We start from the raw sequence: 15,589 nt of genomic DNA, 5'->3' as shown, positions 1-15,589 counted from the left end.
CTTTTCGGAAATTATTGAGCTGCAACTTGTGTATAGATAGTACACCAGAACGAAGCATAATTAGTCGGCTGGTCCGGCAATAGAAGCCGGAATCGCTTTCACTTTATCAATTCCTGATGTCTAAAAAGACGTATTTTTTTCTTATCCTGATTTTAGGCAGTTTAACGGCGCTGGGTCCGTTTTCGATTGACATGTATCTGCCGGGTTTCCCGGCTATTGCCAAAGACCTGCACACCACCGCAGCCAAAGTCTCGCTTTCCTTATCGGGTTTTTTCATTGGCATTTCGGTAGGGCAGCTTCTTTACGGACCCTTGCTCGACCGCTTTGGGCGAAAAAAACCCTTGTATATCGGGCTGATCGTTTACATAGTGGCCTCCGCAGGCTGTGCCTTTACGACGAGTATCGACGGGCTGATTTTCATGCGGGTCGTTCAGGCTATCGGCAGTTGCGCGGCAGCAGTCGCGTCGGTGGCCATGGTTCGCGACTTGTTTCCGGTGAAGGACAACGCGAAGGTATTTTCTCTTCTACTGCTTGTGGTGGGCGCTTCGCCGATGATCGCCCCGACCGTCGGGGGGTATGTGACCGCTGCTTTCGGCTGGCAAACGGTATTCGTCATCCTGATGGCAATGGGCATCGCTATCCTGCTCGCCGTTTTTTTCTGGCTGCCAGCCAGCTATAAACCCGACAGATCGATCTCGCTGAAGCCCAGACCGATCCTGCTCAATTTCTGGCAGGTGCTGCGCGAGCCCCAGTTTTACACCTATGCCTTTACCAGCGCCATCGCCTTTTCGGGCCTGTTTGCCTATGTGTCGGGCTCACCGATTCTGTTTATGGAAGTCTTCCACACCGACGAAAAAGTATACGGCTGGATATTCGCCTTTCTTTCCGTCGGTTTCATCGGCTCAAGTCAGGTCAACACCTTACTACTACGAAAATATAGGAGTGAGCAGATCGTCGGCGTTGCGTTGGTCTGCCAGGTAATCATTGCCCTGGTTTTTCTGGCCGTGGCGCTAAACGGTTTGCTAACGCTCCCGATTACCATCGTTTTTTTGTTTCTGTTCCTGTGCTGCATCGGTTTTACCAACCCCAATGCCGCAGCGTTATCCCTGGCTCCGTTTGCCAAAAATGCCGGTAGTGCTTCGGCCCTGATGGGTGCCCTTCAGATGGGTATGGGTACCCTGATTTCTGTTTTTGTGAGCCTGTTCGAAACTCCCTCCGCCATTCCGATGGTGGTCGGAATGGCGGGCTCGGCGACCCTGGCTCTGCTGGTATTGCTGACGGGCCGCAGAACGATCAGCACGCAGGTCGATGTCCAGCCGGAGGCCGATGCGGCCCTACTCCATTAAGGGTTACTGCCTACGGGGGCTTCTGCCTGTACGTGTATTTCATCGTACCGGGGTTGCCCAATTATGGATTGGATCAGTTGCAGCGGCACACGCACCCAGTCGGGACGGAGGTTTAGTTCAGCATTCAAATCAGTAATCGCTTTTTCGAGCAGGAACGTTTCCAGCAGCATTTGCAGGTCCTCGGGTTGAGCCGGAATGAACGAACTGCCCTGAACGGTTTTCAGATAAGCGTCGATGAAGAATCCGCTCATGTAATTCGCCCAGAATTCGGCGTATGGCATTACCCGGGCGCTGTCTTCTTTCGAAACCTGATTCGTACGTAGAAAGCCTTCGTAACCGACATAATAAAAGGAGCGTATCATGGCCGCTACGTCGCGCAGGGGTGAGCGTTTGAGCCGGCGTTCGCTATAACTGCGGCTGGCCTCACCGCCGAAATCCTGAATGGCAAGGTCTTTTCCAGTAAGTAGAATCTTATCCAGCTGCAAATCGCCGTGAATCCGGATTTTCGTTATGTCCAGCTTTTTGGTATAGATCCGTTTCAGCCGCTTCAGCACCTCCTCTTTCTGATTCAGCAGCCATTCAGCATCCTGTTTTATGTCGTCAGGAAGCCGGGATAGGTTCCGTTTCTGACTCTGGTAACTGGCCCGCACCAGCGACTGTAAGCCCGCGAACAACGACCGCTGGTAATGCAGTGAAAATTCTTCCGGGGTAAAATCCTTTGACGAATGGTTGGAAGCCAGCGCCAGGTGCATCTGGCCGATGCGCGTACCCAGTTGCTGAGCTTGCTGAGCGGCTCGATGTCCCAGCAACTCCTGCGTTTCGGCGGGTAACTCCCCGAAAGGAATCGGTTGGCTCAACGTGCCCCGTGGGGCATCGGTTGCCCGAGCTAACTGCGTCTGGTCACGAGCCAGAATCCGCTCGATGAAATTATTGATCCGATCCAGCACGTAGCTTTTTCCGTCGCCATGCTGATCGACCATTTCCTGCATACACCCCAGCATAATGGAGTCGCCGGACAAGGTCGTTTCCAACGATCCGGCATAGATCGGAACATACGGAAATTCGGCACTTTCGGATAGAAACCGGGTCAGTTCGACATCCGGATTGATGGACTTATCCAGCTTCCGGTAGAGTTTGAGTTCGAACAGCCGATCGTAGCTAATCGATGCGTAATCGGACCGGGAAGCGACCAGTTTCGGTTTTATCGTGTCATGATCCCGCACATAATCCGCTAGCAGAGAAGTATTCTGGAAGATAAGCCCCCCTTCTGTCTGCCGACCTGTCTGGGCCATTTTCTGCAGCAAAGTCAGCTGCACTTCCGTCAGATAAATGCCATCGCAGAGCAGGCCCGATTCAGCGCCGAGTTCCAGATTGGCCAGCACCGCCTGCGGACAATCGCTGATAAGTTTATCGGCCTGGCCCTGGGGAGCCAATGCCAGCAGCAGCTGAAAAATTTCGGGCAACCCCGGTTCGAACGAAGCTTCGAGTAACAAAACGTAGGCCGAACCCGTCGGCAGAGTCAGCATCGAATGGCTCAGAATGGAAATGCCCCGCAGGGTTTCTTTCCGATCGCTAAACCACTCACTACGCAACAGATAGTCTGGAATTACTTTCGTTTCCAGCCGGTCGCGCGTACGCTTGTTTAGTAGCTGCTCCCAGGCTTCGACACGGATGGTGGGCAACTGGGTTTGTGTAACCGCTTCCGTATGCGTTTTCTCCAGCACGAACCATTGGTAATCGTGCGCTGCCAGCGTGAAGAAGTACGTTTCGCTTTGGGTGATCGGCGGAAATGAGTTTCGGCTGAACGCTTCGACCGGCACATATCCGCTGAAGCCCGTCAGCTCGATCTCAGCGGGCTGGGCAAATTTGGATAGATTGACGACAACCAGCAGTGTTTCGTCTTCGTAAGTGCGGGTAAAGGCCAAGACTTTAGGATTTTCGACATTCAGGAATTTCAGATCCCCGCGGCCGAAAGCTTTATAGTTCTTCCGCAGGGTAATCATCCGCTTCATAAACCAGAATAGCGACGACGTATTTTGGCGCTGGGTTTCTACGTTGACAGATTCGAAATGATACTCGGGGTCGATGATGGCGGGCAGATACAGCTTTTGCGGATTCGTTGCCGAGAAACCACCGTTGCGGTCCGGCGACCATTGCATGGGTGTTCGAACGCCGTCGCGGTCGCCCAGATAGACGTTGTCGCCCATGCCGATTTCATCGCCGTAGTAGATGACCGGCGTGCCTCGCAGCGAAAAAAGCAAGCTGTTCATCAGCTCGATTTTCTTACGATTATTTCCCAGGAGTGGAGCCAGTCGGTGCCGGATACCGAGGTTAATACGGGCCTTGGGGTCTCGGGCGTAGGTTTTATACATATAATCCCGCTCTTCGTCGGTTACCATTTCGAGGGTCAGCTCGTCGTGGTTACGCAGGAAAATAGCCCACTGACAGGTTTCGGGAATGGCTGGCGTCTGGTCGAAAATATCGGTAATCGGATAGCGCTCTTCCCGTTGAAGGGCCATGAACAGCCGCGGCATCACCGGAAAATGGTAGTTCATGTGGCACTCATCGCCGTCGCCGAAGTAGGACGCCGAATCTTCGGGCCACATGTTAGCTTCGGCCAGAAATGCGACGCCCGGAAAATGATCATCGATGTGTTTCCGCAGCTTTTTCAGAAACGCATGGGTCTCGGGCAGGTTTTCGCCGTTGGTGCCTTCCCGCTCGAACAGATACGGAACAGCATCGAGCCGGAAACCGTCGACGCCCAGCTCACACCAGTAATCTATCATCTTAAAAACCTCGCTCTGAACCAGCGGGTTATCGTAGTTCAAGTCGGGCTGATGATGAAAGAACCGGTGCCAGTAGTACTGTTGCGCTTCGGGGTCCCAACTCCAGTTGGAGGTTTCGAAATCCTGAAAAATAATACGAACGTCTTTATACTGAGTCGGGTCATCGGTCCAGACGTAGAAAGCGCGTTCGGGCGAATCGACGGGTGCTTTTCGGGCGCGTTGAAACCAGGGGTGCTGATCGGAGGTATGGTTGATGACCAGCTCAGTAATCACTTTCAGGTTTCGCTGGTGAGCCTGGTCGAGCAGGAGTTTAAATTGGTCGATGGTCCCGTATGAGGGATTGATGGTGTAGTAGTCGGCAATATCATAGCCATCGTCGCGCAGGGGCGATGGATAGAATGGCAGAAGCCAGATGGCCGTAACCCCTAAATCCTGAATATAGTCTAATTTTTCGAGCAGTCCCTGAAAATCACCAATCCCATCGGCATTTCCGTCGCAGAACGCTTTGATGTGTAGCTCATAAATAATAGCGTCTTTGTACCAGTGGAGATTATCTTGTAGTTCAGTGCTGTTGGCGGCCATCATTGCGTATTAGCTAAGTGTTTGTCAACCCTTAACTAAAAACAAACCTCTTTAGGCTAAAATGTTATGCATTGGTATGGTTGGAGTCGCTGTTGAAAACGATTCAGAACGGAACAGAAAGCAGGTGGCGGGAAAGCAAACCAATAAATAAGTATTTAATAATCAGCAAATTAGCCAATCAATCACTAGTCCGTAAGCCATTTCCGATTGCCGGGTAGATTTTTTGGCTTAGTACTATAGCCGTTTCACTACGTCTGCGCGTAGCCGGTCATAACGTTTTAGCTACTTCTGCCGGGCCAACCCTCAATAAGCGGCACAAACAGTGATCTTATGGGCCCAAAATTAATTTCCTATTAAAGTACCCCCTTTTTAAAAGCCAAAAAGATCTTTGTGCCGTTACACTGCTGGTTAGTTTGGACAATCAGCTAGCCGACCAACTCAAAGCTATGAAAAAGATCATCTTGATGGGAAGCTTCTTACTGGCAGTAATGGCTTTCAACGCTCAGGCACAAACAACAGCTCCCGGCACCAGTGGAACGGGAAGCGGATCCAATGGTTCATCTGCTCAAAGTGGCACCAGCCAAGGCGGTAGAAGTGGTAGCAGTGGATCGACAATGGGAACAAACAGTTCCGGCAGTTCTTCCAGCGATGGAAGCACGGGAAGTAGTGGACAGGGCCAATCGGGTCGTCGCGGACGTATGCGGTCGGGCGCAATGAATAGTTCCGACAACATGTCGGGGACGAGCAGCCAGGATGGCAACTCGGTTTCGGGCCAGTCGGGTTCAACATCAGGTTCTACATCGGGCTCGTCTGGCCAGGGTAATGGCCGACGTATGAAACGTAGTGGTAGTGGCAGCAGCCAGAGCGACAACTCGTCGAGCGGCAGCACCAAACCTCAATAGGGATTTAATTTGGTAGACCGTTTGTAGCCTGTATCAGCTTGTTGTGGGCAGTCTACCAAGTGAGTATGTTGAGTTAAGCAAAAGGTCGGCTTATTGGGCCGACCTTTTTTATGAATAAGAAAACCGGTATTCGCCGGGCTGGCCGGCCCGTTCTATAACATTTTCTTTTCAGGGGCCATCGAAAACAGGTACACGAAGTTCGTCTAACGCTCAACCAGATAGCCCGATGACTATTCCAGGATTAATCTGTATCGTTGATGACTCGGTAAATTACCGGCTCCTGGTTCAGCAGGTATTTTCCCGCTTCCTGACGGCTTATCCCCTGCGCATCTTTGCCAGCGGTCAGGCCCTGCTGGAGGCACTGAACCACCTTAGTCCTGCTCCCAGTCTGATTGTTCTGGACCGACACATGCCTTGGCTGGATGGGCATCAGACGCTGCTTGCCTTAAAGCAACACCCCACCCTCCGAACGATACCGGTCGTGATGATGAGTACCGATGCTTCTTTTCTTGAGATCGATCAATGCTATCAGGCCGGCGTCAACTCGTTTCTGTTAAAACCAGTAGATATCAATTCGGTCAGGAAAACGATGGAGACGCTTTGCCAGTATTGGCTGGAACTCAATCGACAGCCAACGGCGGGCTTAAGTCGTACTTCCTACTGAGGCAAATTTCTCTCAACCAAGTTTACCGCATAAATCGAAGCGTTTGGGCTACATTTCGGGCTATGATTCTGCCGTCTGCTAAGCTGGCATTACAGCTGGGGCGGTAATGAATGCCCCCGTAGACGCGCGAGTCGGCGGCTTCCTGAGCCGCCTGCCCGAAGGACGTATAAGCACGAGGTCCGTAGCCACGAAACGTATAGCATGAATCCGTGAAAGCGGAACTGGCTCCGAACAACTGGCTCAGCGTCTGAGCGGCTGCCCCCGAAATCAGGGCATGCCCCGAAGGATATTCCGGATGCGGGGGCGTAACGATCAGCGTATTCCAGTTGGGCTGCTTCATCACCGTACGGATATACGTGATCGGCCGAAGGCCGTTGTACTTGTACTTGCCTTTGAAGACGCAGAAAGTAGCTTCGGCGCAGGTAATGCCCAACTGAGCATAAGCCCTGGCCGCCATATCCAGCTTAGGTTTCCGGGAAGTCAATACTTCATGCAGTATAGCCATCCAGTGACCACCCCCAAAGCTGGAGCCGTCCGGATCGTCGGCCCAGAACAACGCGATGGCCTTTTGTTCGGGGGTCAAATGCTGCGATAGCTCGTACACCTCTCTGACCTGGGCATAATAAGCGGATGCGGGGTCTTCTGAATAAGGAATGGGCGGAGTCTTATCCGTACCGGCATCGCTGCCTTTAACCAGTGGACGGCATTGCCCCCAGTTGCAAAGGGCCGCCGGTGAGAAGTTGGGGGGTGTCAGAACGTACTTACCAGCGCCTGTAGGGAGTGCATAGGGCGCGTTGTTATCATAGCCGTCGGTTTTAGCCCATTCAGATACAGCAATTGCTATTCGTTTGCCAAAATCGGCCGACCGGGTCAGTTCCTCTTCTGGCCATTTCGACTGGTAGAGTGTTGTGCGGGCGGCTTCCAGCGAATCGATGGCAGCTTTATTCTTCGGCGAAGTCATGGGGTAAAGCGCCCGAAAGATGGTCGCCAGAGCCGCGTTCGCACAGCTAGGCCAGTGGTACGAAACCCCGGGAGTTATTGCAGGCAACGTGGTCAGTCCATTCAACCGGGGAGCAATGGACTCATAAGCGGTCATTCCGGGTACGAGGGCTTCATAAAGCGCCACACCCGTATAAGCCAGGCGCCGAATGGCCACGGGCGGAGCCGCCGGCGTAGTTTGAGTGATTTGGAGTTGGAGAGCCAGCCAGTCCGTCAGCACATCGGCGGGGTAAGTGGCTACATCCGGACTGGGTGCCTGCTGGTGTTGAGGATAGGTCGAAGATAAGGAGCTACTCATCCCAATGCCTAAAGCGCTGACAACCACAAAAGGCAGGCTACACAGAAGTTTCATAATGATGGCAGAATATAAGTTCGAAAAGTTCAGCAGGCCTACCGCATAAGTTGGACCGGTGAGGTATTGCCCTGACGACCGCCAGCAGCAACCGCTGGCAGGTAACCTGTTTCAAAATTTAGAGCGAATCAGGTTGGCCAGCCCATTTCTTGAGGGATAGGTCGATTTTTTTACTGATCGGTAACTGGGCCTGCCAGAATACAAGTCTATCTGCACTGCCCATCTCTTCAGGATTATAATTGATTGTACTTTCCCGGGACGCTATGATGGTAAGAATCAGTAGTTACTACGATTGAAAAACAGGATTTAAGTCACTGCAGATCGCAAGAACTCTTCACCTGATTATTAGAGTCTTCGGGCGTTCTTCGCACATTTTTCCTTGTTCAGTTCGACTGGTCTGTGGGATTTATGAATCTAAAATCAATAATCTATCGTTAATAGTATTGTATATTCTTATGTGAAGGTTATTGTTCTTTTGCTGTACTAACCTGTTTTCATCGTTCCCTCCGGGAACTACACTCGACAAGCGGTTGCTTCAACAGCGTGTTAAATTCACTCAAACGCCTTGCCGGTTAGATCGATGAGTCGAATCGAGCTTATTAGTTACTGAACAAGCCTCAATTCATAGACCTGACTGAGACTGGATGTGCAAAACCGGTCGTTTTACGTCTAACGCGTCTGCCGACAGAGCTGTAGCTGCCCGTTGATCTTACCAAGTCTATACTCCCTACTCGCGATGGTATCGACCACTAGCCTATCCAATGACACCTTATTGCAGGCCCTGCTCAGAGACTCTCTCAACGGATTGATTCTGTATCAGATTGTTCGTGACCAGCATGGCATGCCTATCGATTTTCACTATTTGCTGGTTAACCCTGCCGCGGCAGCCCTGCTGGGCGAATGTCCAGACGATTTACAAGGTAAGAGTTGCCAGAAAGTGTTTCCGCAGGGAGACGAACTGCGGGCCTGCTATCAGCAGGTGGCTCTCACGGGTCAGAAACTACGGGTAGATTACCAGCTCCCTACGGATGGCCGGTGGTTCGAAGTGCTTATTACCGAGCAGGCACAGCAAACGCTGCTTTGTTTCTTTACCGATATTACGGATCGGGTACAGGCAGAGCAGGAACTGATCAAGCAGCTTACCCTCTTACAGCAAACCGAAGAACTGGCAAACCTGGGAAGCTGGGACTATGACCGCGAAACCGATCGCTTCTTCTGGTCCGACGGCATGTATCGTCTATTTGGTCTGGAGCCCGGAACGTCCATCTCCCTCCAAACGTTGGCAGACAGCTCCATAGAAGCTGACCGTGCGGTGACCCACCGTCTTGTCGAGCAGTTAAAACAAGGCACGAGCCGTTTCGAAGAAGTTTTTCGAATTCCGTTGGTGGGTCAGGTACGTACCCTCAGAATCAAGGGTGTGGTCAAATTCACCTCACCCTTGAATCCGGCCTGGGTATTGGGCGTGTGCTGGGACATCAGTCAGGTAATTCCCTAGCCGCATTGGCCAGAAAACGACCGCCATCGATGGATGGCGAACGCTTGCTTTGCCCTACTCAAACCCTTTCGGGAAACCAGTTATAGGCTTGCCAACAACTCGATCTTGTTTTGTGAGCAAGCCTTAACTCAGAATAGGATCATCCGGGACAAGTTGACGTACCGCTTGTACGTTATTGTTAACTTAATGAAACAAATGACTCCACAGCAGTTTATCGCAATAGTGAGTTCATTTCGTTAACCTTGTTCAGAGCTATGCGTAAGACCCGTAAGGACCGATCGGATATTCAGGTCGGCAATCTCGAAAAGAAACATAACCTCCAGCCAGGCGCTGTCCGCAATACCGACCAGACGGACGCCCGTTCGGACAAAGAACTGGGTACACTGCAACGGGAATACGGCGAACAGGCCATGCAGGGGATGCTGGAGCCGGAAGCCAACCCGACGAATTCAGACAAATCCAAAGCAAAAGACTGACCTAAAAAGGCCATAAATCGACTAGAGATGGCGGCCATTTCTCAGCACGAGTATGGTCTTTCTTTACAATTCTGCGGGCCGAGAAGTCGAAACACTTAAACAACCAGCCACCAGTAGGCCAGTCCGCTTGCCAGGGCTCCGGCCAGTAGCCACCAGAGACCGCTGAGCCGGCGTTTTTTCAGAACCAGGAGTAATGCCAGCCCCGTTAAGGAAACCAGCGTCATAAACACAGCGGCCCCATCGATGACCCAGGCCCAGCCCGGTCCCGTATCCCGCCCTTTGTGCAGATCGTTCAATATCGCGACCAGGCCCATGCGGGTTTCGGTAAGTTGATAGGTTCCCTCCGGTCGATCGATAAACGCATCAGCGGAGTAACCAGGACCATGAAAAGAAAGACTGACCTGTCGGTCGTCGATCCGAAATTCGCTGACACTGCCTTTGAGCTGATGCACCGACCGGAGGTACTCCACTATTGCCAGTTTGTTCACCGCATTGGAATCGGTACCAACTATCCAGGTTCTATCGATCCGCCCTTTCACCTCCGTCGTCCGTGTCGCATCGTCGAACCAGTCGGCGTGGTTGAGCGTCAGGCCCGTTACGGCAAAGAAAAGAACCAGCACAAAACTCACGACCGACAAATACAGATGCAGCCACCGAACCAGCCCGGCCCAGCGTTTGCTGCCTGGCTTTGCCGTCGATTGCTCCTGTACCGGCTGTCGGTTAGCGGGTTGCTGACTTCTCGCGGTAATCCAGGGACGCGGCTGTGATTTCGACATTACCGGGCAGGGGTTGCTGTTTGACTTTTCCGTTAAAATCCATCGTTTCCCGCATCAGCTGGTAGCTGCCATGTTCGCGGGCGGCTTCGATCAGAACGGTGTATTTACCTTGTTTCACATACTGACCTTTGTCGTCCTTACCATCCCAGACGAGCGTATATTGGCCTGGCGAACGAGTTGCGCTGGTTACCGAGGAGGCTAAGTCCGGACTGACGCGAAGATTGTACCAGTCGCGCAAATCATGTAGCCAGCGGGGCTTATTGTACCACAACGCCAGCTGACGAACCGGATTACCGGCCTCGTCCTCGACCCATACGGCTACGAATGGCCGATGCGACCGCCCTTCGAACCGGGCCAGTTCGAACGAAATCAGCAGTTCCTGGCTGGCATTCCACAGCTTGTCTTTAGTCGGTAGCGAAAGCAGATGCGCAGTAGTTGGTTTTGGGCCAACAACTCTCCCTTCGGGCAGCGGCAGGGCGGTACCCGGCCAGTCCGGGCTGGTTATGGTCTGTCCAGTGCGCGTAACGAGCAGATACTCTGTATCGGGCAGTTGAGTCGCCAGCGCTGCGCTTTCATCGGGAGTCAATATATTGAAAGCTGTTGCCAGCGCCCCGGCCGTTACGGCATCCGAATGCAGCACCGTCGCGCTGATGATGTCATGCGCGGGTAGCCCGGTGCGTGGATCTATGATGTGCGATATCCGTTGATTCCCCAGTTGCCAACCCCGACGATAGTTTCCGCTGGTGGCTACGGCTTTGTTTTGTACAGCCAATCGGGCAATCGGTGTTGCATTTTCTGCATCGGCTCTTGGATCGGCAATAGCAACGGTTTCCGGCCAGTTACCCCGAACGACGATGTCTCCCCCACCGTTGAGCACCAGCCCATCTACCCCCGGAAGGCCCAGGGCTACGTTAGCCGCCTGATCCAGAATGTAGCTCTTCGTAAAGGTATTTAATCGAAGTGGCGCCTGCGTCAGGCGAGTGGTGGTTTGTCGGTCTGAATCCAGCAACCAATGCTTCTGGTTGACCGCGCCCGTAACCTGCTGCCGAGCCGCTTCGGTCGGCATGTGTTGCTCAAAGGCGGCTCGGTGCCAAAGCTGGCCAAGGTATTCAGCCGCGGCATTGATCGCTCCGCCCGTTTGGTCCTGCCAATGATCGAAAGCGGTTAATATAGCCAACAAGTCGCTGGAAACCGGAACTGCCTGCTGGAGCGGAGCAGCCAGCCATCGACTGAACTCACTATCGGGCCGATAGCGGCTCAGGACGGCGTCGAGACGGGCGATTTCAGACAGTATCGCCTGCTCGGCCTGCCGGGCTACCTCTGCCGAATTCGCAATAATTTTAAGATCGAACGAGCTGCCCAATACGTTTTCCAGATGATCGATGAAAAGGCCCAGGCCCGGCGGTTCCGATGAGTTGGTTAGATTGGGCAGGCCGATCACCAGCGGCACGAGCCCTGCCACGGAAGTTAAGTTCATAAATTCAGGAAGTTGCTTACGTAGAGACTACCCAAGAGTCGAGTACTATTGTAGGTCAGTTTTATGCACTGTTCTATTGAGCTGGAACTACAGCCAAAGTTGCTGGACTGTCTCCGCGTCAGAAAACAAATCTGGGTGAATGACTGGTTTCGAGGGCTGAATCAGGGCGTTTACGGGGCAAGCTCAGCCAAGGATTGTTGTTGACCGAGCCCACGCTGCTGGCTCCGCTGTTACTTAAACTTGGTCAGGAAAGTCAGGCTGTTGGCCTGCATGCCCATCCCCGCACTCCGGTCGTAGCGGCCATACCGTAGTTCAACGCTTTGCCAGTGACCGATGCCCAATACGCCCCCCGGCGGAGCCAGCCTTACTCCCATCCCGAAAAACTGACTATGAAAGCCCGAGATGTCGTAGTCACTGGTGTAATAGCGGTCCGTAATAGCGTGCTGGCCGTAGGGCGCAAAATACCGTACTGCTGTCTGGTGACTATACCGGTAAAATGGGCTCAGTGAAATAAACGACGTCAATTTGATGGGCATCTCCAGATTGATCGTATGCGCTTTCATACCCCAGCTGTCGAGGTAATATCGATAGAAGGTACGAAAAATAAACCGGTCGCCAAGGAAGTAGTGGAGCCGCACCCCCAACGGCAACTTGAACCGCGAACCGGGTAACCGCTCGACGGTTTCGGAGCCTTCGGTAAAGTAAATCCGATGGAAAGGCGTACTTAACAGGCCCTGCTGAAAAGCCGGTTCAACCGTAAAAAACGCCTGTAGTCGTTTATTGATGACCTGCGAGAGCGAAAGTCCGAGATTATAGGAGTTGCGCGGTTTATGATCGACCGGATCGCGGTCACCGTGTGCGCCCGACCCATAGCCTTCCGGCCTGAGTTCGGCGGGTAGGATCACCGTCCAGGTATCGAAAAAAGCGCCCGCCCTCAGGGTAAACTCCCGGTTGTTATCGGCCGATGATTTACTGTAATTCAGATTGACCCCGTACGATTTGTAATCATATTCGGTCGAATAGGCAAACGAGATGCCTTTCGTCACGCGGTGGGCGTCGTCGCGCATACTCCAGGAAACGGACGGGTAAATATGCGTATCGCTTCGCGAAGCCGACGAAACCGTGAGCGGATCGATCTGATCCGATGACGCCGACGTGTAATGATCCAGGTTAAAATCGAATACAAGGCTGTGCTCGCGATTGCGCCGGTCGGTGGTTTTAAGTACCAGATCGAACGACTGGGCGTAATCGCGCAGGTACTCCGAGCCGATACCGCCCGTCACCGCCGAATTTTCACCACCCTGCTCGTAATAGCTCGACACCAGGTTGACCTCCGCCACCTGTAATTTACGTTTTTCATAAGCGGGCGTTTGCTGGGCGTAGCCGACTCGCCACAAACTCAGGAGCAGCCCCACCGACAGGCAGATTTTCTTCATGCTTGTAGTGCTTAATTACAGCCGCAGCCGCCCCCGCTTTTTCCGCCATTAGCCCCCGCTGCCCCTTCGCGATAGAGGTAAAAATTCTGCTCGAACTTCTCCGACTTCCGGGCCGACAGCTCCATATCAGCGTCGTTGATCCGGCTCTTCTGGTATTCTTTCACGGATACGCAGCCCGACAACGTAGCGCCCGAAAGAGCCACGGCGAACAGCAGTACAATCTTCATTCGTTTCATCATGATTTGAGTGGGTACAATCTTGAGTTTTATACAGCGGCTGGCGTTACCAGGCGAATAATACGGGAGGTATGGAGCCGGTTCTTCTCATCCAGGATAATACAGCCAATATGACGCATCTGGTTGATCAGATCAAGTCCGACATCGACGCCCATCACCATGACGGGCGTTGCCAGCGCGTCGGCCAGTTCAGCATTGGGCGCAACGATGGTTACGCTCCTGATCCCCGATACCGGGTAGCCTGTTTTCGGATCGATGGTGTGCGAATAGCGTCGACCGTTGATCAGGGCGTATTTTTCGTAATTGCCCGACGTCGCTACGGCCATGTCACTGATATTCAGGTACGAAAAAGCACGGGTGGCCACTCCCTGGCGGGCGGGGTCGGCAATGCCGATGGTCCAGGGCTGGCCATTTGGTTGCGTTCCCCAGGTGGTCAGGTCACCGGCCGCGTTGACAATGCCGCTGGTTACCCCGAGCGATTGCAGCAGTCGCTTCGCCTGTTCGGCTGCGTACCCTTTGCCGATGCCCCCGAAGCCAATCCGCATGCCCCGTTCTCTCAGAAATACGGTGGAGTCAGACTCGTTGAGCAGTACATTCCGGTAGTTGATGAGCCGCACCAGCCGCCGGGCCGTTTGCGAATCGGGCAGTGCAGTCATAGCGGTATCGAAGTTCCAGAGTCGTTTGTCGATCGAGCCGTACGTAATGTCGAAAGCCCCCTGGGTAAGCACCGACAGCCGTAACGCCCGTTGGATAAGCGCAAACACTTCCGCATCGACCCGCACGGGCCCAAGACCTGCGCGGGCGTTTATCTGGTTGGTTTGGCTCGCATCATCGAAGGTAGTGAGCAAGCGTTCGATCCGGCTGATTTCGGCTACGGCATCGGCCAGCCGGGCCTGGGCCCAGTCGGCGTCGGCGCTCACGACGCTGATTTCGAAGCGGTTTCCCATGAGCCTCCCCACCCACTGATGAATGCTGTCAGTTGGTTCCATCTACTTCGGAGCAGGCAGTTGCGCCTGAATAGACGCCACAAATGAATCCACTGTCAGCGCCTGCGGATAGCCATCCCACTCCTTCAGAACATGACCGTCTGGATCAAGCAGCACCGTAAAGGGGAATTTACCCTGCTTGTTATACTTTTCGGCCAGGGCTTCGTTATGAGCTTCCTGTTTTGTATCTAATTTGTTTTTGGACAACCTGGGAAAATCGGCCCGCACCAGGATAAGGTGTTCGTCGGCAAATTGCTCGAATTGGGCTGACTCGAAAACCGTCTTTTTCAGTTTGATACACGGTCCGCACCAGTCCGAACCCGAAAAGTTGAGCAGAATCAGTTTGTGGTTTTGTCCAGCCTCGGCTTTGGCCTGATCAAAATTAAGCTGCCAGCCTGATGTCAGGGTAACCAACGTGGTCAGCAGCGAGAGAAATAACGCGTTCATAGGTTTTGCAGGTAAATTAATCCGTTTGTTTGCTTAGCTGTACACCACCAGGGTTGTGCCATCGGTAGCGGTTTTGTAAACCGTAAGTCCCTTACTACCAAAGCTATTTTTACCCTTTCCGGTCAGGTCGAAGCGGGCACCGTGCTGTGTACAGTAGAATTCTGTTTTGTTGAAGATAATAGCCTTTTTAGGTTCATGGCTGCACGTTTGGGTCACGGCCACGTAAACGCCCGAGCTGACCTGAGCCACGACGATACCACTCTGCGCAATATAGCCGCCCACGGTTTGTAGGGCGGTTGTCGTCTTTAGGTTGATGGTCAGCAACCGGTTGGTAATCTGGCTCAGATCTACGCCTGAGTTGGTCGTACCCGACGTGGGAGATGTTGTGGTGCTACTGGGAGCCGTAGAGGAGGTAGGCGATGTGCTTTGCTGACCGGATAGGGTCAGTGCATCAACAACCGTATCTTCTTCCCGAATGCACGAGGTCATGGCGGCCATGAGCGCAGCGCCGGTAAACCCAAGCGATTTTAAAAAGTCAAAGCGGGTCATAAACGTAGTAGGTAATATCCATGACTGCTTCTAATACGTACTACTACTCACCGCTGTTGCAAAGTGTATCAAAAAATAAT

The 15,589-nt window shown here is 53.0% G+C and carries 14 protein-coding genes; 5 read left to right on the top strand and 9 right to left on the bottom strand.

Features of this window, described 5'->3' with window-relative positions; all coding sequences use genetic code 11:
- The first annotated feature begins 116 nt into the window (after positions 1–116).
- Positions 117–1,346, top strand: a complete 1,230-nt coding sequence (locus tag ACYVC2_RS21585; protein ID WP_461105608.1) for a multidrug effflux MFS transporter — start codon at positions 117–119, stop codon at positions 1,344–1,346.
- Here the strand turns inward: ACYVC2_RS21585 and treS are convergent.
- On the bottom strand, positions 1,343–4,714 hold the full coding sequence (treS, locus tag ACYVC2_RS21580) for a maltose alpha-D-glucosyltransferase (protein ID WP_461107206.1): 3,372 nt from the start codon (positions 4,712–4,714) through the stop codon (positions 1,343–1,345). The two genes, ACYVC2_RS21585 and treS, sit on opposite strands and share 4 nt — an antisense overlap.
- 446 nt (positions 4,715–5,160) lie before the next feature.
- Here treS and ACYVC2_RS21575 point away from each other — a divergent pair, with 446 nt between their 5' ends.
- Both ACYVC2_RS21575 and ACYVC2_RS21570 read left to right on the top strand, forming a co-directional pair.
- On the top strand, positions 5,161–5,616 hold the full coding sequence (locus ACYVC2_RS21575) for a hypothetical protein (protein WP_461105606.1): 456 nt from the start codon (positions 5,161–5,163) through the stop codon (positions 5,614–5,616).
- Between the two features lie 226 nt (positions 5,617–5,842).
- The gene (locus tag ACYVC2_RS21570; protein ID WP_461105604.1) at positions 5,843–6,280 is read left to right on the top strand and encodes a response regulator; all 438 of its coding nucleotides are present in this window, start codon (positions 5,843–5,845) and stop codon (positions 6,278–6,280) included.
- A gap of 22 nt (positions 6,281–6,302) precedes the next feature.
- On the opposite strand, the gene ACYVC2_RS21565 is transcribed toward ACYVC2_RS21570, so the two are convergent.
- Positions 6,303–7,631: a vanadium-dependent haloperoxidase gene (locus ACYVC2_RS21565; protein ID WP_461105602.1), complete on the bottom strand. Its 1,329-nt coding sequence runs from the start codon at positions 7,629–7,631 to the stop codon at positions 6,303–6,305.
- Between the two features lie 736 nt (positions 7,632–8,367).
- On the opposite strand from ACYVC2_RS21565, the gene ACYVC2_RS21560 reads away from it, so the two are divergent.
- Both ACYVC2_RS21560 and ACYVC2_RS21555 read left to right on the top strand, forming a co-directional pair.
- Positions 8,368–9,126, top strand: coding sequence for a PAS domain-containing protein (locus tag ACYVC2_RS21560; RefSeq protein WP_461105600.1), 759 nt, complete (start codon positions 8,368–8,370; stop codon positions 9,124–9,126).
- Between the two features lie 254 nt (positions 9,127–9,380).
- On the top strand, positions 9,381–9,602 hold the full coding sequence (locus ACYVC2_RS21555; protein WP_461105598.1) for a hypothetical protein: 222 nt from the start codon (positions 9,381–9,383) through the stop codon (positions 9,600–9,602).
- Between the two features lie 95 nt (positions 9,603–9,697).
- Here ACYVC2_RS21555 and ACYVC2_RS21550 read toward each other — a convergent pair whose 3' ends face one another.
- The 7 genes from ACYVC2_RS21550 to ACYVC2_RS21520 all read right to left on the bottom strand — a co-directional run bounded on the left by ACYVC2_RS21550 (position 9,698) and on the right by ACYVC2_RS21520 (position 15,509).
- Positions 9,698–10,378, bottom strand: a complete 681-nt coding sequence (locus tag ACYVC2_RS21550; protein ID WP_461105596.1) for a PepSY-associated TM helix domain-containing protein — start codon at positions 10,376–10,378, stop codon at positions 9,698–9,700.
- Positions 10,323–11,855, bottom strand: a complete 1,533-nt coding sequence (locus tag ACYVC2_RS21545) for a DUF2271 domain-containing protein (protein WP_461105594.1) — start codon at positions 11,853–11,855, stop codon at positions 10,323–10,325. Before ACYVC2_RS21545 ends, ACYVC2_RS21550 begins: the two co-directional genes overlap by 56 nt.
- Positions 11,856–12,085: 230 nt before the next feature.
- Complete coding sequence (locus ACYVC2_RS21540) at positions 12,086–13,291, bottom strand: DUF3570 domain-containing protein (RefSeq protein WP_461105592.1); 1,206 nt, start codon at positions 13,289–13,291, stop codon at positions 12,086–12,088.
- A gap of 11 nt (positions 13,292–13,302) precedes the next feature.
- Positions 13,303–13,527, bottom strand: coding sequence for a DUF4266 domain-containing protein (locus tag ACYVC2_RS21535; RefSeq protein WP_461107204.1), 225 nt, complete (start codon positions 13,525–13,527; stop codon positions 13,303–13,305).
- 29 nt (positions 13,528–13,556) lie between these two features.
- Positions 13,557–14,516, bottom strand: a complete 960-nt coding sequence (locus tag ACYVC2_RS21530) for an FAD:protein FMN transferase (RefSeq protein WP_461105590.1) — start codon at positions 14,514–14,516, stop codon at positions 13,557–13,559.
- Positions 14,517–14,960, bottom strand: a complete 444-nt coding sequence (locus tag ACYVC2_RS21525) for a thioredoxin family protein (RefSeq protein ID WP_461105588.1) — start codon at positions 14,958–14,960, stop codon at positions 14,517–14,519. It abuts the gene before it with no gap.
- Positions 14,961–14,993: 33 nt separating this feature from the next.
- Positions 14,994–15,509 (bottom strand): Rieske 2Fe-2S domain-containing protein, encoded by a 516-nt coding sequence (locus tag ACYVC2_RS21520; RefSeq protein ID WP_461105586.1) that lies wholly within the window; start codon positions 15,507–15,509, stop codon positions 14,994–14,996.
- Positions 15,510–15,589 lie beyond the last annotated feature (80 nt).

It is taken from the genome of Spirosoma koreense (assembly GCF_054777875.1).
The sequence above is the reverse complement of the archived record's forward strand: the minus strand, read 5'-3'. Positions and strand labels throughout refer to the sequence as shown.

Coding starts and splice junctions, on each gene's coding strand:
- ACYVC2_RS21555 (WP_461105598.1), top strand. CDS start 9,381: ATGCGTAAGACCCGTAAGGACCGATCGGATATTCAGGTCGGCAATCTC.
- ACYVC2_RS21535 (WP_461107204.1), bottom strand. CDS start 13,527: ATGAAACGAATGAAGATTGTACTGCTGTTCGCCGTGGCTCTTTCGGGC.
- ACYVC2_RS21545 (WP_461105594.1), bottom strand. CDS start 11,855: ATGAACTTAACTTCCGTGGCAGGGCTCGTGCCGCTGGTGATCGGCCTG.
- ACYVC2_RS21530 (WP_461105590.1), bottom strand. CDS start 14,516: ATGGAACCAACTGACAGCATTCATCAGTGGGTGGGGAGGCTCATGGGA.
- ACYVC2_RS21525 (WP_461105588.1), bottom strand. CDS start 14,960: ATGAACGCGTTATTTCTCTCGCTGCTGACCACGTTGGTTACCCTGACA.
- treS (WP_461107206.1), bottom strand. CDS start 4,714: ATGGCCGCCAACAGCACTGAACTACAAGATAATCTCCACTGGTACAAA.
- ACYVC2_RS21565 (WP_461105602.1), bottom strand. CDS start 7,631: ATGAAACTTCTGTGTAGCCTGCCTTTTGTGGTTGTCAGCGCTTTAGGC.
- ACYVC2_RS21520 (WP_461105586.1), bottom strand. CDS start 15,509: ATGACCCGCTTTGACTTTTTAAAATCGCTTGGGTTTACCGGCGCTGCG.
- ACYVC2_RS21550 (WP_461105596.1), bottom strand. CDS start 10,378: ATGTCGAAATCACAGCCGCGTCCCTGGATTACCGCGAGAAGTCAGCAA.
- ACYVC2_RS21585 (WP_461105608.1), top strand. CDS start 117: ATGTCTAAAAAGACGTATTTTTTTCTTATCCTGATTTTAGGCAGTTTA.
- ACYVC2_RS21540 (WP_461105592.1), bottom strand. CDS start 13,291: ATGAAGAAAATCTGCCTGTCGGTGGGGCTGCTCCTGAGTTTGTGGCGA.
- ACYVC2_RS21560 (WP_461105600.1), top strand. CDS start 8,368: ATGGTATCGACCACTAGCCTATCCAATGACACCTTATTGCAGGCCCTG.
- ACYVC2_RS21575 (WP_461105606.1), top strand. CDS start 5,161: ATGAAAAAGATCATCTTGATGGGAAGCTTCTTACTGGCAGTAATGGCT.
- ACYVC2_RS21570 (WP_461105604.1), top strand. CDS start 5,843: ATGACTATTCCAGGATTAATCTGTATCGTTGATGACTCGGTAAATTAC.